We start from the raw sequence: 22,253 nt of genomic DNA on the forward strand, positions 1-22,253 counted from the left end.
GGAAGCGGAGCGCCACGGGGCGTGCGGAAGGTGGCTCAATCCCTCCGCGCCGCATCCTGGCTCAATGGAAGCGGCCTGATACCCAACCGCGCCTCGCGGCGCTCCGCTGCCCCTCACCACCACCGAACGCGGCGACGCGGGCGGGCGAAGGCGTGTGCGTCGCGTGGGTTCAGATGGCTTTTGCGGCGTATTGCGCGTCGGTCACCTGTTCGAGCCAGTCGACGGGCGAGCCGTTCAGCTTTTCCTGAAGGGCGATGTGGGTCATCGCGGTCGTCGCCGTGGCGCCGTGCCAGTGTTTCTCGCCGGGCGGAAACCAGACGGTGTCGCCCGCGCGGATTTCCTCGATCGGTCCACCCTCCCGCTGGGCCCAGCCGCAGCCGGCGGTCACGATCAGGGTCTGGCCGAGCGGATGGGTGTGCCAGGCGGTGCGGGCGCCGGGCTCGAAGGTGACGAGGGCCGTGGCGATCCGCGCCGGCTCGGGCGGGTTGAACAGCGGGTCGATACGGACCGTGCCGGTGAAATATTCGGCCGGCCCCTTGCCGGAGGGCTGCGAGCCGATGCGTCGGATTTCCATGGTTCGCTCCTGCTCGCGCCCCTCGTCTTATTCCATCACCGCGGCCTTGAGGATGCAGACCATCAGCGCCGAGCCGGGTTCGTTGCCGACGCAGCGGACGATGTGGCGGCGGTCGCAGCGGTAGCGCAAGGTCTCGCCCGCCTTGGCGCGCTGGACGATATCGCCGACCTCGACCTCGAATTCGCCGGCGGTGACGGAGAGCGATTCGATCGAGCCGCGCTGATGGCCTTCGGAATCGAGCTCGCCGCCGGGTTCGGAGGAGACCTCGTACCATTGCAGCCATTCGACCGTCTTGATCCAGCCGACGATGGCGAGCCTGAGCTTGCCGTCCTCGGAGACCAGAATCGGCGTGTCGGCGCGGGTGGTCTTGTCGATGAAGGGCTCTTCCTCGCCGCTGGACAGCACGCGCTCGATCGAGATGTCGAGCGCCTGCGACAGCCGCCAGATGGTCGCCAGCGTCGGATTGGTCTCGTTGCGCTCGATCTGGCTGATGATCGACTTGGCGACGCCCGACTGCTCGGCGAGGTCGGAGAGCGAAAAGTTGTAGGCCTTGCGCAGGCGCTGGATCGTCTTGCCGAGCTGGCCCGAGATGACCTGAGCCCCGGATTCAAGCTCCCGCCCGCCGCGCTCCTTCGTCTCGATTCCCATGAATTCGGCCCCTCCTGCGTATGAGGCCGTTTGTAACGGCGGACGTTCGTTTGAACAAGCGAACAATGCCCGGCATCCGGCGAGGCCGGACCGTGCACCGCCGAAAACGCACCCGGACTCAGGTCAGGCGGCTGGGGCCGACCTCGCGCTGGGCGCGCCGGGCGAGGCCGAGTTGGCGCTCGCGGAAGATCACGTAGATGCCCGAGGTGATGACGATGAAGGCCCCGATCACGATGGTCTGCGCCGGCCATTCCCCGAACCAGAACCAGCCGATGGCCACCGCCCAGAGCATGGTCGAATATTCGAAGGGCGCGACCAGCGAGGCGTCGCCATAGCGATAGGCCTGGACGATCAGGATCTGGCCGAGTCCGCCGAGGATGCCGATGACGACCATCATCATCGCATCCCTGGCATCCGGGATGTTCCAGCCGAGCAGGATGGTCGAGAGGCCGAGCAGGCTGGTCAGCAGCATGAAGTAGAAGACGATGGCGCCGGTGCGCTCGGTCGAGGTCAGAAGCCGGACCTCGACCGAGGCGAAAGCCGAGCAGAAGGCGCCGGCCAGGCCCAGCGCGGCACCGATCGCGGCGTTGCTGCCGACAGGGTGCGCGCCGGCGCCCAGATGCGGCGAGAGCATGATGAGGACGCCGACGAAGCCGATCGTCACCGCGGTCCAGCGATAGATCCGCACGCGCTCCTTCAGCACCAGCGCCGCGAGCACGACGACCGCCAGCGGCGCGGCATAGCCGATCGCGACAGCCTCCGAGAGCGGCAGGAACTGCAGCGCCGCGAAGCCGCAGAACATGCCGGTCGAGCCCATGATGCCGCGCTTGAGATGGCCGCGCAGATTGTCCGTCTTCAGGGCTCCCGGCAGCTCAGAGCGCCAGGCGAGCCAGATGAGCAGCGGGATCATCGCGAAGAAGGAGCGGATGAAGACGATCTCGCCGGTGGGATAGCGTGTCGAGATCGATTTGATGCCCGCCGACATCAGCGTGAAAGCCAGCGCCGAGACAAGCTTGAGACTGATGCCGAGAAGAGGGGACAAGGCGGCGGCGCGGCGGGAGGGCTGGGACGGGTTCGGGCGAAACCGCTTCTCCTTAGACCATGTCGAGATCGAGGAGCGAAGCGTGAACTCTGCAACCCGGCTAGGCCATTGGCGTGGGAGCGGGCCGTTCCCGGCGAAAGCGCGTCATTCCCGGGTGGCGCATCGCGCCGACCCGAGAATCTCTTTGCGGAAGAGGCGCAAGAGCCTCCGTGTCGCGAGATGCTCGGGTCAAGCCCGAGGCGCGCGGCTCAGAACGTCCCGCGGAAGGCGCCGCCATCGATCAGGAAGTTCTGGCCGGTGATGTAGCCGGCGTTCGCGCTGGCCAGGAAGGCGCAGAGCTGGCCGAATTCGTCGGGCGTGCCGAGGCGGCCGGCGGGAACCGCGGCGAGCCGCCGCTTCGTCGCCTCCTCGATGCTGATGCCCTGCATTTCGGCCACCTTGTTGGTCGCGGTCTTGATGCGGTCGGTGTCGAACACGCCGGGCAGGATGTTGTTGATGGTGACATTGGCGTGGGCGACCTCGCGGGCGACACCCGAGAGGAAGGCGGTGAGGCCGGCGCGGGCGGCGGAGGAGACGTCGAGGCCGGTCAGCGGCGTCACCACGCTGGCCGAGGTGATGTTGACGATGCGGCCGAAGCCGCGCGCGATCATGCCGTCGATGACGCGCTGCACCAGCTCGAGCGGTGTCGCCATGTTCTGGACGACGCCTTCCAGCAGGCCCTCGCGCGTCACCTGGCGGAAGGGCTTGGGCGGCGGGCCGCCATTGTTGTTGACGAGGATGTCCGGGTTGGGCGCGGCCGCGAGCAGGGCGTCCTGACCGGCCTGGGTCGAGACGTCGGCGACGACGGCGATGACGGTCGCGCCGGTCGCGGCGCGGATCGCGCTGGCGGTGGCTTCCAGGGTGGTCGCGTTGCGGCCGTTGATCACGACGGTGCAGCCCGCCTCGGCCAGGGCCTGCGCACAGCCGCGGCCCAGCCCCTTGCTGGAGGCGCAGACGATGGCCGTGCGGCCGGCAATTCCAAGATCCATCAGATGTCTCCGTCAGTTTCGCACGCCGTTGTCGGACAGCGGCCGGTCAGCAAGGCTGAGCACGGATTGCTGGTTCCGTCATCAAAGCGCAACGCAAATCAGACACACGCCGCAAACATCGCAACAGCATGGACTGCCGCGCATGAGCGACGAGGACGACGCGAAGCAGGTTCGCAGCATCTTCATCTCGGACCTGCATCTGGGCACGCGCGGGGCGCAAGCCGATCTCGTGCTCGAGTTCCTGCGGGCCTATGATGCACCGAACATCTATCTCGTCGGCGACATCATCGACGGTTGGCGGCTGAAGAGCGGCTGGTATTTCCCGCAGAGCCACAACGACGTCGTCCAGAAGCTGCTGCGCAAGGTGCGCAAAGGCTCGAAGCTGATCTACGTCACCGGCAACCACGACGACTTCCTGCGCGATTTCACCGGCCTGCAGTTCGGCGGCATCACGCTCGTCGACGACATCGTCCACGAGACGGCGGATGGCCGGCGCCTGCTCGTCATCCATGGCGACCTGTTCGACCTCGTGGTGCGCAACGCCAAATGGCTCGCGCTGCTCGGCGACTGGGCCTACACGGTGGCGCTCGGGCTCAACATGGTGATCAACAAGGTCCGGCGCGTCCTGCGCCTGCCGCATTGGTCGCTCTCGGCCTGGGCCAAGCACAAGGTCAAGAACGCCGTGAACTATATCGGCGAGTTCGAGACCTGCCTGGCCGACGAGGCGCGCCGCCACAATGCCGACGGCGTGATCTGCGGCCATATCCATCACGCGGCCTATCGCGAGATCGCGGGGCTGACCTACATCAACACCGGCGACTGGGTGGAGAGCTGCACCGCCTTCGTCGAGCACCATGACGGTCGCTTCGAATTGATCCGCTGGCCGCAAGGACGCCTCAAGGGCGAGGCGGCCGTGCCGGTCGTCGTGCCGGCCCGGCCGGCCGCCGTGCCGGAACTCGTCGAGGCCGCCCGGAGCATGCTCCAGCCTCTGGAACTGGCACGCATCATTGGCGCTCTGCCGGAAACGGCGGAACGGAAAGCGCGCTGATGCGCGTCCTCATCGCCACGGACGCCTGGCGGCCGCAGATCAACGGCGTGGTGCGCTCGCTCGAACGGATGATCGAGGCGGCGCCGGATTTCGGCGCGACGGCGGCGGCGCTCACCCCGGACGGCTTCCGGCAGATCGCCATGCCGAGCTATCCCGACATCCGGCTCGCGCTCGCCACCCGCCGCGCGCTCGCGAAACGGATCGCCGAATTCAGGCCGGACCACATCCATATCGCGACGGAAGGGCCGATCGGCTGGCTGACGCGGGCGGTCTGCCTGGCGCAGAAGCGCCCGTTCACCACGAGCTACCACACGCGCTTCCCGCAATATGTCGCGGCGCGCTGGCCCATTCCCGAAAGCTGGAGCTACCGGCTGCTGCGACGCTTTCATGGCCCGGCGGCTGCCGTGATGGTCTCGACCGCGACGGTCGAGGAGGAGTTGCGCCAGCACGGCTTCGAGAAGCTGGTGCGCTGGGGGCGGGGCGTCGATCTCGACCTGTTCCATCCGCGCCCGCAAAGCGTGCTCGACCTGCCGCGGCCGATCTTCCTCAGCGTCGGGCGCGTCGCGGTCGAGAAGAACCTCGACGCCTTCCTGTCGCTGCGGCTGCCGGGCAGCAAGGTCGTGGTCGGCGACGGGCCGGCGCGGGCCGATCTGCAGCGCGCCTTTCCCGAGGTGCATTTCCTCGGGACGAAGGAAGGCGAGGAACTCGCGGCGATCTATGCCTCCTCAGACGTCTTCGTCTTTCCGAGCCTGACCGACACCTTCGGCATCGTGCTGCTGGAGGCGGCGGCGAGCGGGCTGCCGGTCGCGGCCTTTCCGGTGCAGGGCCCGCGCGACGTCTTCGCCGGCAGCGGCGCGGCCGTGCTCGACGAGGATCTGCGCAGCGCCGCCATGCAGGCGCTCAGGATACAGCCTGAAATCCCGCTGGAGCTGGCGGCGCGGCATAGCTGGACGAGCAGCGCGGCGCAGTTCTACGGACATATCCGGCGTGTGGCGCAGCAGGCGGGCTATCTCGCGCGCGAGGCCGCGAGCCCGGGCCTCACAGCCTTCGGGAACGGGCATGGCGCGGAAGGGCGCGGGCTGCCGCGGCGCCTGCCGGCTTGAGCTGGGCGCGGAAGCCGTCGCGCCGCTCATGCACCGAGGCGATGACGAGGCCCATCGGCACGCCGAGCCCGACCAGCGCCGCTTCCGACAATTGCAGGCTCGCCTCGATCGTCTCCGGCACGGCGTCGTTGACGCCGATCTCGTAGAGATGGCGGGCATGGGCCGCGTCGCGGGCGCGGGCGACGATGACGATGTCCGGACGCAAGGCGCGCGCGGCCTGCACCGTGGCATCGACGGCGCGCGGATTGTCGATGGTAACGATCAGCGCTGTCGCCTCTTCCAGTCCGCATAGCCTGAGGAAATCGGGCTGCGTCGCATCGCCGTAGAAGGCCGGACGGCCTGAGCGGCGCTGGGCGGTGACCAGGGCCGCGTCCGAATCGATCAGGATGTGCGACTTGCCGTGCTCGTCCAGCATCGAGGCGACGAGGCGCCCGACACGCCCGCCGCCGACGATGATGGCGCGCGGCGCGCGATCGTCCGGCGGGAGCACCTTGGCCTCGTCCGGCAAGGTCACCGGCGCGGCGAGCTTCTGGGCGAAATGGCGGGCGAAGCGCGCCTGCAGGGGTAGCGCGACCATGGTCAGCGACACCGCCGCCAGCGCGATGCTGGTCGCATTGCGGTCGAGAAGGCCTGTGGCGGAGGCGTCGTTCAGCAGCACGAAGGCGAATTCGCCGCCGGGGCTGACCATCAGCGCGGTTTCGAGCGCCGTCGCCGCAGACAGGCGGAAGCGGCGGGCGAGAACGAAGATGATGAGGCTCTTGATCGCGACCAGCCCGACCGCGATGGCGAGGATGGCGACGGGGTGGGCCGCGATCTGGGCCGGATTCACGCCCATGCCCACGGTGAGGAAGAAGACGCCGATCAGCAGGGACTTGAAGGGGTCGATCGTGACCTCGATCGCCCGGCGGAACTCGGTCTCGGCCAGCAGCAGCCCGGCGATGAAGGCGCCGAGCCCCATCGAGAGCCCGGCGGCGGCGGCGATGAGGCCCGTGCCGAGCGCGGTCAGCAGCGTCGCGGCCATGAAGCTTTCGGCCGAATCGGTCGAGGCGACGAGGCGGAAGAGCGGGCGCAGCGCCAGCCGGCCGATGACCACGATGGTCGCGATGGCCGCCGCCGCCTGGATGAAGGCCTGCGCCAGACCGGCGACGAGCGAGCCCGAGCCGTTCTGCGCATCGAGCACGGCGATCAGGAACAGCAGCGGAATGACCGCGAGATCCTGGCAGAGCAGGATGGCGAAGCTGGCGCGGCCGGCCGAGGTCGTCATTCGCTTCTTGGCGGCGAGCAATTCGACTACCATCGCCGTCGAGGAGAGCGCGAGGCCGAAGCCGATGATCAGCGCCGCCGTCGTGGGCTGGCCCAGCGCATAGGCGACGAGGCCGATCGCCGCCGCCGAAAGGCCGACCTGGCCGAGGCCGAGGCCGAAGACGAGGCGCCGCATCGTCATCAGGCGCTCGAAGGACAATTCGAGCCCGATGACGAAGAGCAGGAAGGCGACGCCGAGCTCGGCCGGCCCGGCCAGCGCCTCCGCATTCGAGACCGTGACCGTGCTAAGCAGCGGCACCTTCGAGACCAGCCCGCCGAGGCCGAAGGGGCCGAGCAGCGCGCCGCAGGCCACGAAGGCGATGATCGAATTGATCTTGAAGCTCTTGGCAAAAGGCACGATCACGCCGGCCGTCGCGAGCACGACGACGGCGTCCTTGTAGACGGAAGGATCGACGGTTCCGGCCAAGGCCTGCCCTTGCGATTCGATGGAGAAGCGGATGCCTCGTCATTCTTGCGATTCGTGGGTGCGATGCACAACCTTCGAATTGCGGTGGCGGAGAGAAATTCGCCTTGCGACGCGAGCGCTTAGGCAATGACCTTCGCGCCGAGCGTGCAAATGGCGGTTTTCGCGTTCGGCGCCGATGGGCTAGCGTACCGGCGTAAAATCAAAAGGATCGCTCATGCGTTTTGCCGGCACCGAGAACTATGTCGCGACGGAGGACCTCACCGTCGCCGTCAACGCCGCGATCCGGCTGGAGCGGCCGCTCTTGGTGAAGGGCGAGCCCGGCACGGGCAAGACGGTGCTGGCCGAGGAGATCGCCGCCGCGCTCGGTGCGCCGCTCATCACCTGGCACATCAAGTCGACGACCAAGGCGCAGCAAGGGCTCTACGAATACGATGCGGTGAGCCGGCTGCGAGACAGCCAGCTCGGCGATCCGCGCGTGTCGGACATCGCCAACTACATCAAGCGCGGCAAGCTCTGGGAGGCTTTCGTTGCGCCCGTCCGGCCGGTGCTGCTGATCGACGAGATCGACAAGGCCGATATCGAATTCCCCAACGACCTGCTGCTCGAGCTTGACCGCATGGAGTTCCACGTCTACGAGACGGGCGAGACCGTCAAGGCGGCGCGGCGGCCGGTGATGATCATCACCTCCAACAACGAGAAGGACCTGCCGGACGCCTTTCTGCGTCGCTGCTTCTTCCACTATATCCGCTTCCCCGATGCGCCGACGATGCAACAGATCGTCGAGGTGCATTTCCCCGGCATCAAGAAGCGGCTGATGGAGGAGGCGTTGCGTCTGTTCTTCGAGGTGCGCGAGGTGCCGGGCCTCAAGAAGAAGCCCTCGACCTCGGAACTGCTCGATTGGCTGAAGCTGCTCGTCGCCGAGGATATCGGGCCGGAGGTGCTGCGCGAGCGCGACCCGCGCAAGCTCATCCCGCCGCTGCACGGCGCTTTGCTCAAGAACGAGCAGGACGTCTCGCTGTTCGAGAAGCTCGCCTTCATGGCGCGGCGCGAGAGCCGTTGAGCCATCTTCAGCCGATGCCGAGCAGCGGACGGGCGTTCAACGCAGCGATGAGTGCCGCTGCGGTGATGCCGGCATAGACCAGGGCGAAGGCTTCGACGCTGCGCAGCGCTGCGGTGCGGCCAAGCAGCGAGGCGAAGAGCGCGAAGGCCGGCAGGATCTGCATGGCGTGCAGCGCCAGGAAATGGCCGAAGCGCAGGTCGCCGACGCTGAGCGACCAGCCGAAGAACGGGACGGCGGGCGCCGATGGCGGCAATGCGCCGACCGTATGTGATCCGGTCGCGCTGAGGACGACGCCCGACAGGATGCCGAGGACGGCTGTCAGGCCAAGGCCGAGGATGAGCGAGCGCCGCAGCGCCGGCGGGAGCGGCGCGGCGTCATGGCGGGCGAGGCCATAGGCGAGGATACCGCTGGCGGCCGTGAAGAGCACCGCTGCGATGCCCATCGCAGCATAGAGCGCGATGGCGAGCGCGCTCGCCTCATTGTAGTGCGAGGCTTCGGCGCGCGAGGCGCGCCAGGCGATGTAGATGATCTCGAAGGTGAGCAGGGCGATGACCGGCCGGACCGTGAAGCGGCCGAGCCACGAGCGCTGGAAGGCTTCACCGGTCAAAGGCAGGATGAGCGCGAAGGAAAAGAGGTAGATCGCGACCGAGATCTCGAACTTCAGCGGCTTGAGCCAGACATTGTCGCCGTTGAACAGGCGCGGATCGAGGGCGTAGGCGAGCGCGGTCGGGACTGCCAGCAGCAGCATCGCGATCCCTGCGGCGGTCAGCCGGGGCTCCCATTCGAGCGCGCGCAGCGGCGCCGGCAGCCGCGCCAGGAAACGCGGAATCCGATCTTCCGAGGCGATGGCGTGACTTGCCGCAAGAAGGAGGTAGAGCAGATAGCCGACCGGGCCGAAGAGGAAGGTCAGGGCGAGGACAGGCAGCATCGCTCCATGCGGCAGGCCCTCGCGCTGCGAGCGGCGCAGCAGCCAGGCGCCGATGAGGAGATCGAAGGCGAGATAATGCGCCCAGCCGGCGAGCAGCAGCGGCCGCGAGGCGAACAGGGCCGCGACATCGTCGAGCGAGGAGAAGCCGCCGCGCGCCTGATGCCAGTAGACACCGATCAGGACGAGATAGCCGAGCGACAGCAGGCTCGGGATGACCAGGCCGGCGAGGAACTGGCCGGCGCGCCAGCGCGGCGCCACGAGCAGCAACAGCCAGCCGCCAACGGCCAGCAGATTGGCCGCGGAAAAGGCGGCGTCCAGCGTCAAAGGTGGCATGACGACCTCCCAACTTGACAGTGTTCAGTTGCGGGACGGTTCTGACTCGCTATCTTGACGTCGTCAAGATTATTTTGACACTGTTAGGATTGGTGGAGTTGCCGATGGCCGAAGCGACGCCCCGGGCCATGCGCGAGCATTATCACCATGGCGCCTTGCGGCAGGCGATGATCGCGGCCGCGGAGGAGGTCCTGGCCGAGCGCGGGCTCGGCGGCTTTACCTTGCGCGAATGCGCCCGGCGGGCCGGGGTGTCGCCGGCGGCTCCCGCGCATCATTTCGGCAATCTCACCGGCCTGCTGACGGCGATCGCGACGCTGGGCTTCGACGATCTCTCGACGGCGATGGAGGCCGCAGTCGCGGCGGCGCAGGAGGCGGGGACCAGCCGGCTCGCCGCGATCGCACGGGCCTATGTCGAAACGGCGCTCGCCAATCCCGGGCGCTTCCGGGTCGTCTTCGGCCAGCGCGGAATAGACAGGGAGGACCCTGCCTTCCGGGCCGCCTCGACACGGGCTTTCGCCATCCTTGTGCGCGAAGTCCGGTTCGGCCGCGGCCTGCCGCCGCTTCAGCTTCCGGACGGGAAACCCAGCGCTGACGCCCTCGATCCCGAGCTGCCCGAGGTCCTGCTGGCCTGGTCGGCAGTGCATGGCTTCTCGACGCTGCTGATCGATGGCGCACTGGATTTCCTGGCGGAAGGCAGCCGGCAAGCTTTCCTCGACAGGCACGCGGCGCGGCTGTTCGGGCTGCTGACATCGGCGTTCCCGGCGATGCAAGGGCTCGCAAAAGCGGATGCCCGCGATTAGGTTCGTCGGATGCGACGCCTCATGCTTCTGCGCCATGCGAAATCGAACTGGCCCACCGGCGTGGCCGATCGGGACAGGCCGCTCGCCCCGCGAGGGCGCGAGGCGGCTCCGGTGATGGGGCGCTATCTCGCCGACGAGCTGCTGCTGCCGGACCTCGTGCTGATCTCGCCGGCCAAGCGCACGGTCGAGACCTGGGAGCTGGTCGCGCCGATGCTGCCGGAGAAGCCGGCGACGCAGTACGAACCGCGTATCTACGAGGCCAAACCCGGGGCGCTGCTCTATGTCGTGCAGGAGACGGAGCCCTCGGTCAGGACGCTGCTGATGATCGGCCACAATCCCGGATTCGAGGAGCTGGCGCGGCGTTTGGCCGGGCATGGCGACCGCTATGCGGCGGCGCGGATGAGCCAGAAATATCCGACGGCAGGCCTCGCGGTGATCGATTTCGCCATCGAGGATTGGCGCGATGTGGCGGAGCGGGGCGGGCGGCTCGACCGCTTCGTCACTCCCGCGTCGCTGGGCGAAGGCCCCGACGAATGAACGTCGTCGCATCGTGAGCGATACCTCCTATATCGATACCGCCCGCAATGCGGCGCTGGCCTTCGGCGACAGCCTGCTCGGGCTCGCGCGGCCGCGCCTGCGGCTCGGCGTCACCGGGCTGTCGCGTTCCGGCAAGACCGTGTTCACCACCGCCCTGATCCAGAACCTGATCGAAGGGGCGCGGCTGCCGGTGCTGAAGGCAGCATCGGAAGGGCGGATCGCTCGCGTGCGGCTGGTGCCGCAGCCCGATCCCGACGTGCCGCGCTTTCCCTATGAGGCGCATCGCGCCGCGATGAACGGGGCCGAGCGGCGCTGGCCGGACTCGACGCGGCGCATCTCGGAACTGCGCGTCGAGATCGACTATGAGCGGGCCTCGGGCTGGTTCAAGGGGCCGGCGACGCTGACGCTCGACATCGTCGATTATCCCGGCGAGTGGCTGCTCGACCTCGCCTTGATCGGACAGGACTACAAGAGCTGGTCGGCGCAAGCCGTGGCGGATGCGCGCAAGGCCCACCGCCGCGCGGCCGCAGCCGAATGGCTCGCCGATCTCGCCGGGCGCGATCCGGAGGGGCCTGCCGACGAGCTCGCGGCCGAGGCGGCGAGCGAGCGCTTCAAGGGCTATCTGGCGCGGCTCCGGGCCGACCCCGAGGCGGTGGCGGTGACGCCGCCCGGCCGGTTCCTGATGCCGGGCGATCTCGAGGGCTCGCCGGCGCTGACCTTCGCCCCGCTCGATCTCGGCCATGATCGCGAGCCCCGTCCCGATACGCTCGCCGGGCTGATGGCGGAGCGCTTCGAGGCCTATAAGCGCGTCGTGGTCACGCCCTTCTTCCGCGACCATTTCGCGAGGCTGGACCGGCAGATCGTGCTGGTCGACGTGCTGGCGGCGCTCGATGCCGGGGCGCCGGCGCTGGCCGATCTCGAAACCGCGCTGGGGCAGGCGCTCGCGGCCTTCTCGGTCGGGCGCAATTCCTGGCTCTCCAGCCTGTTCGCGCCGCGCATCGAGCGCGTGCTCTTTGCCGCGACCAAGGCCGACCATATCCATCATTCCAGCCATGACCGGCTCGCAGCTGTGATGTCGCTCCTGGTCTCGCGGGCGCTGACGCGGGCGCAGGGTGCGGGCGCGCAGGTCGAGGCGATGGCGCTGGCCGCCGTCAGGGCGACCCATGAGGTGCGCATCCGGCAGGGGCGCGAGGAATTGCCGGCCATCGCCGGCGTGCCGGAGGCGGGCGAGGAGATCGACGGGAAGGTCTTCGACGGCATCACGGAGGCTGCGATCTTTCCCGGCGAATTGCCGGAGCGGCCAGACGCGATCTTCGACCCGAAGGCGCGTTGGCAGATTAGGGCGCCGCGCTTCCGCCCGCCGCTGGTCGAGGCGGATGCGGGCGGGCGGCTGAAGCCGCCGCCGCAGATCCGCTTCGACCGGGCGCTCGAATTCCTGATCGGCGACAAGCTGGCCTGAGGAGGGCGCGGCGATGACGAAGGCACCGCGAGCGATCCTTCTGGGCGAGAAGGCTGCGCATGAGGTGGAGGTCGACGACGGCGTGATCCGGCAGGGCGATGTCGCCATCCTGCCCGAGAGCGAGCCGGTCGATGCGGCCGAGCCGGCGGCCGGGCCGGTGGCGAAACGAGCTTTTTCCTGGGGCTCGCTCTTCGTTGCCGGCCTGTCCGGCTTCCTGGCGCTGGCCGCTGGTGTCTGGGTCCAGAACACGATCTCGGCGCTGATGAGCCAGAACCCGGCGCTCGGCTATGCCGCGCTCGTCTGCGCAGCCATCGCGGCCTTTGCCTTGCTGGTGATGCTGGTGCGGGTGCTGCGCGACATCCTGCGCGAGCGCAAGGTCGAGTCGTTGCGCCAGCGCGGTGCGGATCTGCTCGTCGGCGGGACGACGGACGATGCCAAGGCGCTCGCCGGCGAACTCATCGGCCTCTACAAGGGCCGGGCGCAGACGGCGAAGGGCCGGGGCGAGCTCGAAGAGGCTATGCCGCAGCTTTTCGCGCCGCGCGACGTGCTGACCGTGGCCGAGCGCAGTCTGCTCGCGCCACTCGACGCCCAGGCAAAGGCTCAGATCGCGATCGCGGCGCGCAGGGTTTCGCTGGTCACGGCGGTGAGCCCGCGTGCGCTCGTCGACGTGCTCTTCGTCCTCGTCGCCTGCGCGCGGCTGCTGCGTGCCATCGCCGGCATCTATGCCGGGCGGCCCGGCACGCTCGGCCTGTTCAGGCTGGCGCGGCAAGTGCTCAACCATCTCGTGCTGACCGGCGGCATGGCGGCGGGCGATGCGGTGATCCAGCAGGTGCTGGGGCAGGGGCTCGCGGCGCGCCTTTCCGCCAAGCTCGGCGAAGGCGTCATCAACGGCATGCTGACCGCCCGGATCGGGCTCGCAGCGCTCGCGGTCTGCCGGCCGCTGCCCTTCGTCGAGGCCACGCCGCCGACGCTGTCGGACGTCGCGGGCGATCTCGCCTCCTGGCGCGGCAGCAAGGCCGAGGCGGAATAGACCCGGCAGAATCTGCCGGGGGTAGGCGTTTCTGCCCGGCGCGGACTGCCACGAAACCTCCTGTAAACGATCTAACTCACTGAAATGAAACGACCATGCCGGTGGCATGGCGCGTGCAGACTTCGCCGAGAGTTGTGGGCTGCCCCAGGGGGCATGCCGGTCCAGGCGAGGGTTCCATGGGTGTTTTCAGTGCGCTGACGACAGCGGTTTCGGGCATGCAGGCGCAGTCCTATGCGCTGGAGAACATTTCCGGCAACATCGCGAACTCGCGGACGACCGGCTACAAGCGGGTCGATACGACCTTCGCCGACCTGGTGCCGGATTCCGCGCTGAACCGCCAGACCGCCGGCTCGGTCGCCGCCTTCAGCCAGGCGACCAACTCGATCCAGGGCGATCTCAACGCCACGCGGATCGACACCAACGTCGCGATCAACGGCGACGGCTTCTTCGTGGTCGATCAGCGCAAGAGCGGCGTCGGCGCCAACACCCTGTTCGCCAACCAGAACCTCTACACCCGCCGCGGCGATTTCGACTTCGACGCCAATGGCTATCTGGTCAACGGCGCGGGGTACTATCTCAAGGGCCAGAAGATCGACCCGGTGACGGGCCAGCTCATCGGCACCCAGCCGGAGGTCCTGCGGATCACCAAGGACCAGTTCCCGGCCAAGGCCACGACCTCCATCGAGTACAGCGCCAACATCCCCGCCTATCCGAAGACCAACACTGCCGACAGCACCGTTCCCGGCTCCGAACTGCTGAACCCGGCGAGCTTCCCCACGAGCAATCCGCTCGCCACACCGGCCGGCACCGGCCTCGTCGTCGGCAGCGAGATCACCAGCTTCCTCAGCCAGTCGATTCCCGGCGGCTCGGTCACGGTCTACGACTCGCTCGGCAAGGCGACCAATGTCGAGCTGCGCTGGGCCAAGACGACGAATGCCTCCGCCGGTCCGCCGGCCACGGTCGACACCTGGAACCTCTTCGTCGCTGAAAATACGGGCGCGACCGGCGGCGCCGTGGCCTATCGCAACGCCAATGTGAACGTGACCTTCGATGCGACCGGCAAGATGGCGCTGCCTGCCGGCGGCACCATTCCGCTGCCGAACATGACGATCGGGGGCAACGCGATCACCGGCATCCAGCTCACGACCGATGGCGGCACCGCCCTGACCCAAAACGGCGACGTCAGCGGCCAGATCGATGCCCGCAGCATCCGGCAGGATGGCTACACGGCCGGCACGCTCGACCGCGTTTCGGTCTCGGCCGAGGGCCAGGTCATCGGCACCTTCTCGAACGGCCAGGTCGTCGCGATGGCACAGATCGCGGTGTCGCGCTTCAACGCCGACAACGCACTCAAGCGCCTCGACGGCGGTGCCTATGAGGAGACGATCGAGTCGGGTCCGCCGATCGTCGGGCTGGGCACCTCGCAGCTCGTGGGCGGCAGCGTGGAGCAGTCCAACACCGACATCGCCGACGAGTTCTCGAAGATGATCGTCACCCAGCAGGCCTATTCGGCCAACACCAAGGTCATCAGCACCGCGCAGGAGATGCTGACCGCGGTGTTCAACATCATCCGCTGACCGGCACGTCCGCGAAGGCGGTCCAGGAGGGCCGCCGATAACGACAGGAGTTGACGATGGGGCTGAGCACCTCCCTCAATACGGCGATCGGCGGGCTCAACGCCACCCAGGTCGGCATCGGCGTCGTCTCGCAGAACGTCGCCAATGCCGGAACGGCCGGCTATGTCCGCCGCGTCGTCTCGAACACCGACAGCCTGTCGGGGCTGACCATCGGCGTGCAGAGCACGCAGGTGCAGCGCCTGCTGGACACGATCGTCCAGAGCCAGCTCTGGCAGGAATCGGCGGGGTCCGGATACACCTCCACCCGCGCGAGCGCGCTCTCCAATCTCGACCAGCTCTATGGCGCGCCGGGCAGCTCGACCGCGCTCGACACGATCTACAACAACTTCACCAGCGCCCTGCAGGGCCTGCAGAACGATCCGTCGTCCTACAGCCTGCGCTCGCAGGTGCTCGACGCCGCCAACACGCTGGCGAAGCGGCTCAACGGGCTGTCCGATGGCGTGCAGGCCTTGCGCAGCCAGGCCGAGGCCGGCATCGGCGCCTCCGTGACCCGGGTCAACGACCTGCTCGGCGCGCTGACCAAGGTCAATGCCCGCGTCGTCGCCGCCCCGCACGACAACGCGACGGCAGCCCTCAAGGACCAGCGCGATCTGATCCTGTCCGAGCTGTCGCAATATGTCGACATCAAGACGACCGAGGATGCGCGCGGCTCGGTCAGCGTGGTCACCGGCTCGGGCACGCAGCTCTTCGACGGCCAGGCTGCGGTCACCTTCAGCTTCGACCAGCATTCCGATCTCCAGCCCGGCGATCAGTGGAGTTCCGATCCGACGAAGCGCGGCGTCGGCACGATCACGATGAAGGACGCCTCCGGCAACATGTCGGACGCGATCGCCAACAACGTGTTCAGGTCGGGCTCGATCGCCGCCAATATCGAGCTGCGCGACAAGTCGCTGGTGCAGGCCCAGGCCCAGCTCGACGAGATCGCCGCCCAGATGTCGAAGGCGCTCTCCGACCGCGAGATCGCGGGCACGCCCGCGACGGCGGGCGCCGCGAGCGGCTTCGACGTCGATATGACCGGCCTCCAGGCGGGCAACGCGATCACGCTCGACTACAAGGTCATGCCCGGCGGGCAGACCCAGCGTTTCACCTTCGTCAGGGTGGATTCCGCGGCTTCGCTGCCGCTGCCGGCCTCGGCGGGCGGCGACGCCAACAACCGCGTCGTCGGCATCGATTTCTCGGGCGGCCCGGCCTCCGTCGCGGCGCAGATCCAGGCGGCGGTCGGGCCCGGCTTCACCGTCTCCAACACCGGCTCGACCCTGCAGATCCTCGACGACGGCGCGGCCGGCACGCGCGACGTGGTCGGGCTCACGGCGCGGCCGACCAATACGGTGCTGTCATCGGCGGGCGGCACGGCCGAGCTGCCGTTCTTCGTAGACGGCTCTGCCGCCAAGGCCTTCACCGGCTCCTATGACGGCGGCTCGCAGACGGTCGGCTATGCCTCGCGCATCACGGTCAATCCCGGGCTGATCGCGGACCGCTCGCTGCTGACGGTCTACAGCACCAATCCGGCGACGGCGCAGGGCGACGCGACGCGCCCGCAGCTCATGCTCGAGCGCCTGACCAAGAGCCAGCGCGCCATCACCAACGCGACCGGCCTGGACGGCGGCACGTCGACGTCCAGCAGCACGGTCGGCAATCTCGTGCAGCGCGTCATCTCCACGCAGGGGCAGGCCGTCGAGAACGCGAAGCGGCTCGACGAGGGCCAGCAGGTCGCGCTGGCCTCGATCCAGAGCCGCTTCCAGCAGACCGCGCAGGTCAATGTCGACCAGGAAATGTCGCAGCTCATCGAGCTCCAGAACGCCTATGCCGCCAATGCCCGCATCATCTCCACGGTCAAGGAGATGATGGACATGCTGATGAGAGTGTGAGGCTGCCATGACCATCAACGCCTACGGCACCGGCGCCTATCGCGCTGCCAGGACCACGGACTTCGTCTCGCAGCGCGCGCAGTTCGACGATCTGCAGCGCCAGCTCGCGACCAAGGAGCGCAGCACCAGCTATGGCGGGCTCGGCGCCGACCGCACCGTCAGCCTGGACCTCAACGCCAAGATCACCACGCTGGATTCCTGGCTGGACGGCATCCAGCTCTCCAATACCAATCTGAAGCTGATGTCGAACGCGGTCAGCAACTTCGCGACGATGACGAGCGAGAGCCGCAACGACATGCGCTCGAACACCTATCTGGCGAGCTCGACCGGCCAGACCGCGCCGCAGGTGCTCGCGCAGGAAAAGTTCAAGCAGACGCTCGACCTGCTCAACACCAACGTCAACGGCCGCTACCTGTTTTCGGGCAAGACGTCGGATGTCGAGCCGGTGGCGGGCTTCGACGAGATCATGAATGGCGACGGTGCCGGCAAGGCCGGGCTGAAGCAGCTTATCGACGAGCGGCGCCAGGCCGATCTGGGCTCCGGCCTCGGCCGGCTGACCGCGGGAGGCGCCGGGACGACCGCGACGATCTCCGAGGAGGCGACGGTCCACCCCTACGGGTTCAAGCTGGCGAGCGCGGCGACGAGCTCGGCCGGGATCACGACGGCGCTGAACGCCGGCCCGCCCGCCGATCTCTCGATCAATGTCGCCGCTCAGCCGGCGGCCGGCGAGACCGTGACCATCGGCCTCAACCTGCCGGACGGCACGACCACCACGATCAAGCTGACAGCGCGCGCGACCGGCTCGCAGGGCTCGGACACGAACAGCTTCGAGATCGGCGCCGATACCAATGCCACGGCCGCCAATCTCAGGACGGCGATCTCGGCCGCGCTGGGGCAGGAGGCCAAGACCACGCTCTCGGCCGCCTCGTCCCAGGTCGCCGCTCAGGACTTCTTCGCCGGCAGCCCGAGCAACCCGCCCAAGCGCGTGCCGGGCCCGCCCTTCGACACGGCGACGGCGCCGCCGACCAATGCAGGCGCGGCCGCGACCACCGTGATCTGGTATCGCGGCGACGACGGCTCCGATCCGGCGCGCGGCACCTCGACCGTGCAGGTCGACCAGGGGCAGATCGTCGGCACCGGCGCCCGCGCGAACGAGCAGACGTTCCAGGTGGGGCTTGCCCAGTTCGCGATCATGGCGGCCGAGACCTTCCCGGCCGATGATCCCAATTCGCAGTCGCGCTACGAGGCGATGGCGGCGCGGGTCAGCGACAAGCTCGGCTTCGGCGGCACGACGCAGAAGCCGGCCGAGATCATCACCGAGCTCGGCTCGGCCCAGACGGCGCTCGACCGTGCCAAGGATCGCCATCAGAGCACCAAGGACTACCTGACCACGACCTTGTCCGGGGTCCAGAACGTCACCACCGAGGAGGTGGCGACGCAGATCCTCGCCCTGCAGACGCAGCTCCAGGCGAGCTATCAGGTGACCTCGATGCTCTCGAAGCTGACCTTGACGAATTATCTCTGAGCCGCGTCTGGTCCTGCGCTGGGCCCTCGTCGCGCGACAAGACGAAACCGCCGCTTCCGGGTCCGGAAGCGGCGGTTTCGTCAGTTCTGAGGCCGGTCGTGGCCGTGGAGACAGGTGCTCTCAGCGCCCGCGCAGTCCTGCGGCGATGTCGCGGTTGATGTTGACGAGAATGCCGAGGCCCTGCGGCTGCGGGTCGGCTGCGATCTTGAAGGTCTGGTTGAAGATGAAATTCGCCAGGCCGAGGATGTTGGTCTTGATGCCGACCGGCAGCGGGTTGTCCTCGGCGATCACCGCCGAGACGAGCAGGGTCCAGAGCCGGCGGTTATAGGTCAGCGCCTCGTCGAGGTCGTGCTCGCGGGCCTGCCAGTCGTCGGCGACGGCCTGCAGCCGGGTTGCGGCCTTGATCAGCAGGGAGGCTTCGAGTTCGCGGGGTGAAACGACGGATTGGGCCGTCTTGGCAGCGGCGGCGTAGGCGTTAAACCCGTTTTGCATGCTCGATCAGTTCCGCTTCGTAGGCGATCAGTTTCTTGGCGGCCTTGAGGGCTTTGTAGAGGTCGTCGCTTAAGATGCGGTTATTGATCTCATGAACATACGGCAGAGCGCTGGGCGCCGCCTGGACGAAATCGCGCACGAGCTGGAAATAGGTTTCGTGCTCGTGCGTCGGATCCTGGGCGAGATACATCAGCTGGATGGCGAAATAGATCTTCTTCGCCGGGCTGTCCGCGGTCGCGGCGGTGAGAATGTCCTTTTCGCGCAGGATCGGGGCGTCGCCCTCGATGAAGAAGCGCGTGCGCTGCTCGTCGTTGCGGATCACCACCTGACCGATGATGATCCGTTCGCGCGGCTTGAGCTCGACCTTGAGAGCCATGTCTGTCCTGCCTTCTGGCCGAGGGGAGAGGGGCGAAGCGAACCCGAAGGCGTCAGCCGAACAGGCGCAGCACGCCCTGGTCGGCCTGGTTCGCCAGCGACAGCGCGGTCTGCGAGAGCTGCTGGCGGGTATTGAGCGCCAGGAGGCTCGCGCCTTCCTCGTTCGGGTCGGCCAGCACGAGGTTGCCCGCGCCGGTGGTCAGGACGTTGGCCAGTTCCTTGGTGAAGTCCTGCCGGGTCTGGGCGACCGAGAGGTTGGAGCCCAGGGTCGAGGAGAGCGACTTCAGCGAGGTCAGCGCGCCGGTGAGAGCGGCGGTCGCCTTGTCGAGGTCGGCATCGTTCTGGAAGTTGACGAAGCCCGCGAGCTGGGTGTTGATGGCCTGGCTGATGCCGAGATTGTCGGCGGTCAGCGTCGAGCCCTGGATGTCGAGCTTGGTCTGGTTCTTGCCGGTCTTCTCGTTGAACTGGATTGAGAGCCGGTCGCCGGCGAGCAGGTTGACGCCGTTGAAGCTCGAATCCTTGGCGAGATCGTCGATCTTGTTGCGCAGGTCGTTGTACTGGTCGATCAGGTTCGAACGCACCGAGGAGGTGATGTTCTGGCCCTTGATCGCGCCGGCTGCGGTGGCATCGGCAGCGAGATAGCCGAAGGCGGTGTTGGCGCTGCCGGTTCCGGCGGCGGTGACGGCCGCGGCGGCCGAGGTTCCGGAACCGATGCCGAACTGGACGTCGTCCGAGCCGTTGCCCTTGACGTTGAGCTGGCCCTTCTCGTCGACGAAGGCGGTCGCGATGCCCGACTTGTTGATCTCGTTGACGACGTCGCGGACCGTGGCGTTGGCCGAGCTGAAAGAGGCCGTATAGGTATTGCTGCCGCTGGTGATCGAGATCGCCAGATTGGTGTCGGTGTTGGCGATGCCGAGATCGCCGGAGCTGGTCGCGGTCGCGGCATCGGCGGCGCCCGCGGTGCCTCCGGCGATATCGATGACGTGCTTGTCGAGCGCGATGTCCTTCAGGCTCTTGCTGGTCACGGCGGTTTCCGCCGCGGTCGCCAGCGCCGTTCCAGCCTTGGTCGGGCGGTTCTGGGCTGCGTCGGCCTGGGCCTGCTTGACCGTCGATTGCAGGGACTGGACCAGCTTGGTGATGCCGTCGATGCCCTTGGACGCGGCCTGGATGGTCTGGATGCCGTTCGAGATGCCGTCGAGAAGGCCGGTGAGCTGGCTCGAACGATCGTTCAGCGACAGGGCAGTGAAGTAGTTCACCGGGTTGTCGATCGCGGAGTTGACCTTCTTGCCGGTGGCGAGGCGGTTCTGGATGACGCTCTGCTGGGCCGTGGTCTGCTGCAGCGTCAACAGGTTGTTGCGCACTCCGCTGGAAAGGATCGTGTTGGCCATCTTCGGTCCCCTGAACGCGCGACTGCGGCGCGATGCAACCTGATTTCAGGGGCAATCATCACTCGTTAGGGATAACAAAAGGTTAATCACGGCCCGATCCGGTTACTGGGCCGCAACGAAAAAGCGGCGGAGCCGAAGCTCCGCCGCCCTTTGATTTCGCCCCGCGTTCTGCGGGCTGATCCGCTTCTGCGGACCGAAGATCAGAACAGGCGCAGGACGCCCTGGTCGGCCTGGTTCGAGAGCGACAGCGCCGTCTGCGAGAGCTGCTGACGGGTCTGCAGCGCGAGCAGGTTGGCGGCTTCCGCGTTCTGGTCGACATTGACCAGGTTGGAGGCGCCAGTGCTCAGCACATCCGACAGGTCCTTGGTGAAGTCCTGACGGGCCTGTGCAACCGAGAGGTTGGCGCCGAACGTCGACGACAACGACTTCAGCGAGGTCAAGGCACCGGTGAGGGACTTGGTCGCGGCTTCGAGGTCGGCGTCGTTCTGGAAGTTGACCTGGCCGGCGAGCTGGGTGTTGCCAGCCTTGACGATACCGAGGTTGTCGGAGGTGACGTCCGAACCCTGGATGTCGAGCTTGGTCTGGTTCTTGCCGGTCTTTTCGTTGAACTGGATCGAGAGACGGTCGCCCTTCAGCAGGTTGATGCCGTTGAAGCTCGAATCCTTGGCGAGATCGTCGATCTTGTCGCGCAGGTCATTATACTGGTCGATCAGGTTCGAGCGCACCGAGGAGGTGATGCTCTGGCCCTTGATCGCGCCGGCGGCGGTCGCGTCAGCTGCCAGGAAGCCGATCGCGGTGTTGTTCGTGCCGGTGCCGGCCGCGGTCGCGGCTGCGGCCGCATCGGCGCCGACGCCGAAGCCGAACTGGACGTCGTCCGAGCCGTTGCCCTTGACGTTGAGCTGGCCCTTTTCGTCGACGAAAGCCGTGGCAATGCCCGACTTGTTGATCTCGTTGACGACATCGCGAACCGTCGCGTTGGCGTTGGCAAAGCTCGCCGTATAGGTCGTGCTGCCGGAGGTGATCGAGATCGCGGCCTGGGGCGAAGCGCTCGTGTCGATGCCGAGGTCACCCGAGGAGGTGGCGGTGGCAGCGTCAGCGGTGGCATCGGCGCCGGCGATCTTCTTGTCGAGCGCGATGTCCTTCAGGCTCTTCGAGGTCGCGACCTGCTCCGCCGCGGTGGCAAGAGCCCCGCCGGCCTTGGTCGGGCGGTTCTGGGCCGCGTCCGACTGAGCCTGCTTGATGGTCGACTGCAGGGAGTTCACCAGCTTGGTGATGCCGTCGATGCCCTTGGAGGCGGCCTGGATGGTCTGGATGCCGTTCGACATGCCGTCGAGCAAGCCCGTGAGCTGGCTGGAGCGGTCGTTCAGCGAAGCAGCGGTGAAGTAGTTGACCGGGTTGTCGACTGCGGTGTTGACCTTCTTGCCCGTCGCCAGCCTGTACTGGGAAGCCTGGGCCTGGGCGGTGATCGACTGCAGCGACGAGAGAGCGTTGCGCACGCCCGGGTTGAGAGAAACGGCCATCTGTTTTTACCTTCTGGTATGATGCCTTCTGGCGCCCGGACCGTTCTGGCCAGGACGAGGCGACCTTGAGGCGGCAGCCCGTAACAATCGGTAAATTTCCCGCCGCGAATTGAATGCAAGGCGGGGCTC

At 67.5% G+C, this 22,253-nt stretch carries 20 protein-coding genes; 10 read left to right on the forward strand and 10 right to left on the reverse strand.

All coding sequences use genetic code 11. From position 1 onward, the window contains the following. Nucleotides 1–169: 169 nt before the first annotated feature. The 4 genes from AB6806_RS26865 to AB6806_RS26880 all read right to left on the reverse strand — a co-directional run bounded on the left by AB6806_RS26865 (nt 170) and on the right by AB6806_RS26880 (nt 3,292). Nucleotides 170–574: a (R)-mandelonitrile lyase gene (locus AB6806_RS26865; protein ID WP_112765326.1), complete on the reverse strand. Its 405-nt coding sequence runs from the start codon at nt 572–574 to the stop codon at nt 170–172. A gap of 27 nt (nt 575–601) precedes the next feature. Beyond that, the gene (locus AB6806_RS26870) at nt 602–1,222 is read right to left on the reverse strand and encodes a helix-turn-helix domain-containing protein (protein ID WP_038358685.1); all 621 of its coding nucleotides are present in this window, start codon (nt 1,220–1,222) and stop codon (nt 602–604) included. 118 nt (nt 1,223–1,340) lie between these two features. Further along, nucleotides 1,341–2,264 (reverse strand): DMT family transporter, encoded by a 924-nt coding sequence (locus tag AB6806_RS26875; RefSeq protein ID WP_142021862.1) that lies wholly within the window; start codon nt 2,262–2,264, stop codon nt 1,341–1,343. 248 nt (nt 2,265–2,512) lie between these two features. Next, nucleotides 2,513–3,292 carry an SDR family oxidoreductase gene (locus tag AB6806_RS26880; protein ID WP_038358683.1) on the reverse strand — a complete coding sequence of 260 codons (780 nt, stop codon included), beginning with the start codon at nt 3,290–3,292 and terminating at the stop codon, nt 2,513–2,515. 142 nt (nt 3,293–3,434) lie between these two features. On the opposite strand from AB6806_RS26880, the gene AB6806_RS26885 reads away from it, so the two are divergent. Together AB6806_RS26885 and AB6806_RS26890 are read left to right on the forward strand one after the other, a co-directional pair. Further along, nucleotides 3,435–4,340, forward strand: a complete 906-nt coding sequence (locus AB6806_RS26885) for a UDP-2,3-diacylglucosamine diphosphatase (protein ID WP_081925099.1) — start codon at nt 3,435–3,437, stop codon at nt 4,338–4,340. Continuing rightward, nucleotides 4,340–5,443, forward strand: coding sequence for a glycosyltransferase family 4 protein (locus tag AB6806_RS26890; RefSeq protein WP_142021863.1), 1,104 nt, complete (start codon nt 4,340–4,342; stop codon nt 5,441–5,443). The genes AB6806_RS26885 and AB6806_RS26890 overlap by 1 nt, the downstream gene beginning before the upstream one ends. Here AB6806_RS26890 and AB6806_RS26895 read toward each other — a convergent pair. Beyond that, nucleotides 5,379–7,172, reverse strand: coding sequence for a cation:proton antiporter domain-containing protein (locus AB6806_RS26895; RefSeq protein ID WP_210323554.1), 1,794 nt, complete (start codon nt 7,170–7,172; stop codon nt 5,379–5,381). The genes AB6806_RS26890 and AB6806_RS26895 overlap by 65 nt on opposite strands. Before the next feature lie 214 nt (nt 7,173–7,386). On the opposite strand from AB6806_RS26895, the gene AB6806_RS26900 reads away from it, so the two are divergent. Next, a complete protein-coding gene (locus AB6806_RS26900; RefSeq protein ID WP_370956095.1) occupies nt 7,387–8,232 on the forward strand; it encodes an AAA family ATPase in 846 nt (281 codons plus the stop codon). Between the two features lie 7 nt (nt 8,233–8,239). On the opposite strand, the gene AB6806_RS26905 is transcribed toward AB6806_RS26900, so the two are convergent. Beyond that, on the reverse strand, nt 8,240–9,493 hold the full coding sequence (locus tag AB6806_RS26905) for an ABA4-like family protein (protein ID WP_142021865.1): 1,254 nt from the start codon (nt 9,491–9,493) through the stop codon (nt 8,240–8,242). A 104-nt stretch (nt 9,494–9,597) separates the two neighbouring features. Between AB6806_RS26905 and AB6806_RS26910 the strand changes: the two genes are divergently transcribed. From AB6806_RS26910 to AB6806_RS26940, 7 genes are all read left to right on the forward strand, one after another. Next, nucleotides 9,598–10,293 (forward strand): TetR/AcrR family transcriptional regulator, encoded by a 696-nt coding sequence (locus tag AB6806_RS26910; protein WP_142021866.1) that lies wholly within the window; start codon nt 9,598–9,600, stop codon nt 10,291–10,293. A 21-nt stretch (nt 10,294–10,314) separates the two neighbouring features. Beyond that, complete coding sequence (locus AB6806_RS26915; protein WP_248312502.1) at nt 10,315–10,830, forward strand: SixA phosphatase family protein; 516 nt, start codon at nt 10,315–10,317, stop codon at nt 10,828–10,830. 13 nt (nt 10,831–10,843) lie between these two features. Next, nucleotides 10,844–12,289 carry a YcjX family GTP-binding protein gene (locus AB6806_RS26920; RefSeq protein WP_038358678.1) on the forward strand — a complete coding sequence of 482 codons (1,446 nt, stop codon included), beginning with the start codon at nt 10,844–10,846 and terminating at the stop codon, nt 12,287–12,289. A 13-nt stretch (nt 12,290–12,302) separates the two neighbouring features. After that, entirely contained in the window at nt 12,303–13,319 is a 1,017-nt protein-coding gene (locus AB6806_RS26925) for a YcjF family protein (RefSeq protein WP_142021868.1), read from the forward strand. Between the two features lie 176 nt (nt 13,320–13,495). Further along, entirely contained in the window at nt 13,496–14,896 is a 1,401-nt protein-coding gene (locus AB6806_RS26930; protein ID WP_112763938.1) for a flagellar hook protein FlgE, read from the forward strand. Between the two features lie 56 nt (nt 14,897–14,952). Further along, a complete protein-coding gene (flgK, locus tag AB6806_RS26935; protein WP_142021869.1) occupies nt 14,953–16,824 on the forward strand; it encodes a flagellar hook-associated protein FlgK in 1,872 nt (623 codons plus the stop codon). Nucleotides 16,825–16,831: 7 nt separating this feature from the next. Beyond that, on the forward strand, nt 16,832–18,349 hold the full coding sequence (locus tag AB6806_RS26940) for a flagellin (RefSeq protein ID WP_142021870.1): 1,518 nt from the start codon (nt 16,832–16,834) through the stop codon (nt 18,347–18,349). A gap of 120 nt (nt 18,350–18,469) precedes the next feature. On the opposite strand, the gene flaF is transcribed toward AB6806_RS26940, so the two are convergent. From flaF to AB6806_RS26960, 4 genes are all read right to left on the reverse strand, one after another. Continuing rightward, nucleotides 18,470–18,841 carry a flagellar biosynthesis regulator FlaF gene (gene flaF, locus AB6806_RS26945; protein ID WP_142021871.1) on the reverse strand — a complete coding sequence of 124 codons (372 nt, stop codon included), beginning with the start codon at nt 18,839–18,841 and terminating at the stop codon, nt 18,470–18,472. Next, nucleotides 18,825–19,217: a flagellar biosynthesis repressor FlbT gene (gene flbT, locus AB6806_RS26950; RefSeq protein WP_112763934.1), complete on the reverse strand. Its 393-nt coding sequence runs from the start codon at nt 19,215–19,217 to the stop codon at nt 18,825–18,827. Before flbT ends, flaF begins: the two co-directional genes overlap by 17 nt. A 52-nt stretch (nt 19,218–19,269) precedes the next feature. Continuing rightward, nucleotides 19,270–20,604: a flagellin N-terminal helical domain-containing protein gene (locus AB6806_RS26955; RefSeq protein ID WP_112763933.1), complete on the reverse strand. Its 1,335-nt coding sequence runs from the start codon at nt 20,602–20,604 to the stop codon at nt 19,270–19,272. 200 nt (nt 20,605–20,804) lie between these two features. After that, nucleotides 20,805–22,124: a flagellin N-terminal helical domain-containing protein gene (locus AB6806_RS26960; protein ID WP_133563245.1), complete on the reverse strand. Its 1,320-nt coding sequence runs from the start codon at nt 22,122–22,124 to the stop codon at nt 20,805–20,807. Between the last annotated feature and the right edge of the window lie 129 nt (nt 22,125–22,253).

Origin of the sequence: Allobosea sp. RCC_152_1 (genome assembly GCF_041360765.1) — a bacterium.
Lineage (GTDB): Bacteria > Pseudomonadota > Alphaproteobacteria > Rhizobiales > Beijerinckiaceae > Allobosea > Allobosea spartocytisi.

Excerpts from the sequence above, each read along its gene's own strand:
- AB6806_RS26865 (WP_112765326.1), bottom strand. The coding sequence starts at position 574 with ATGGAAATCCGACGCATCGGCTCGCAGCCCTCCGGCAAGGGGCCGGCC.
- AB6806_RS26870 (WP_038358685.1), bottom strand. The coding sequence starts at position 1,222 with ATGGGAATCGAGACGAAGGAGCGCGGCGGGCGGGAGCTTGAATCCGGG.
- AB6806_RS26880 (WP_038358683.1), bottom strand. The coding sequence starts at position 3,292 with ATGGATCTTGGAATTGCCGGCCGCACGGCCATCGTCTGCGCCTCCAGC.
- AB6806_RS26885 (WP_081925099.1), top strand. The coding sequence starts at position 3,435 with ATGAGCGACGAGGACGACGCGAAGCAGGTTCGCAGCATCTTCATCTCG.
- AB6806_RS26890 (WP_142021863.1), top strand. The coding sequence starts at position 4,340 with ATGCGCGTCCTCATCGCCACGGACGCCTGGCGGCCGCAGATCAACGGC.
- AB6806_RS26900 (WP_370956095.1), top strand. The coding sequence starts at position 7,387 with ATGCGTTTTGCCGGCACCGAGAACTATGTCGCGACGGAGGACCTCACC.
- AB6806_RS26905 (WP_142021865.1), bottom strand. The coding sequence starts at position 9,493 with ATGCCACCTTTGACGCTGGACGCCGCCTTTTCCGCGGCCAATCTGCTG.
- AB6806_RS26910 (WP_142021866.1), top strand. The coding sequence starts at position 9,598 with ATGGCCGAAGCGACGCCCCGGGCCATGCGCGAGCATTATCACCATGGC.
- AB6806_RS26915 (WP_248312502.1), top strand. The coding sequence starts at position 10,315 with ATGCTTCTGCGCCATGCGAAATCGAACTGGCCCACCGGCGTGGCCGAT.
- AB6806_RS26925 (WP_142021868.1), top strand. The coding sequence starts at position 12,303 with ATGACGAAGGCACCGCGAGCGATCCTTCTGGGCGAGAAGGCTGCGCAT.
- AB6806_RS26930 (WP_112763938.1), top strand. The coding sequence starts at position 13,496 with ATGGGTGTTTTCAGTGCGCTGACGACAGCGGTTTCGGGCATGCAGGCG.
- flgK (WP_142021869.1), top strand. The coding sequence starts at position 14,953 with ATGGGGCTGAGCACCTCCCTCAATACGGCGATCGGCGGGCTCAACGCC.
- AB6806_RS26940 (WP_142021870.1), top strand. The coding sequence starts at position 16,832 with ATGACCATCAACGCCTACGGCACCGGCGCCTATCGCGCTGCCAGGACC.
- flaF (WP_142021871.1), bottom strand. The coding sequence starts at position 18,841 with ATGCAAAACGGGTTTAACGCCTACGCCGCCGCTGCCAAGACGGCCCAA.
- flbT (WP_112763934.1), bottom strand. The coding sequence starts at position 19,217 with ATGGCTCTCAAGGTCGAGCTCAAGCCGCGCGAACGGATCATCATCGGT.
- AB6806_RS26955 (WP_112763933.1), bottom strand. The coding sequence starts at position 20,604 with ATGGCCAACACGATCCTTTCCAGCGGAGTGCGCAACAACCTGTTGACG.
- AB6806_RS26960 (WP_133563245.1), bottom strand. The coding sequence starts at position 22,124 with ATGGCCGTTTCTCTCAACCCGGGCGTGCGCAACGCTCTCTCGTCGCTG.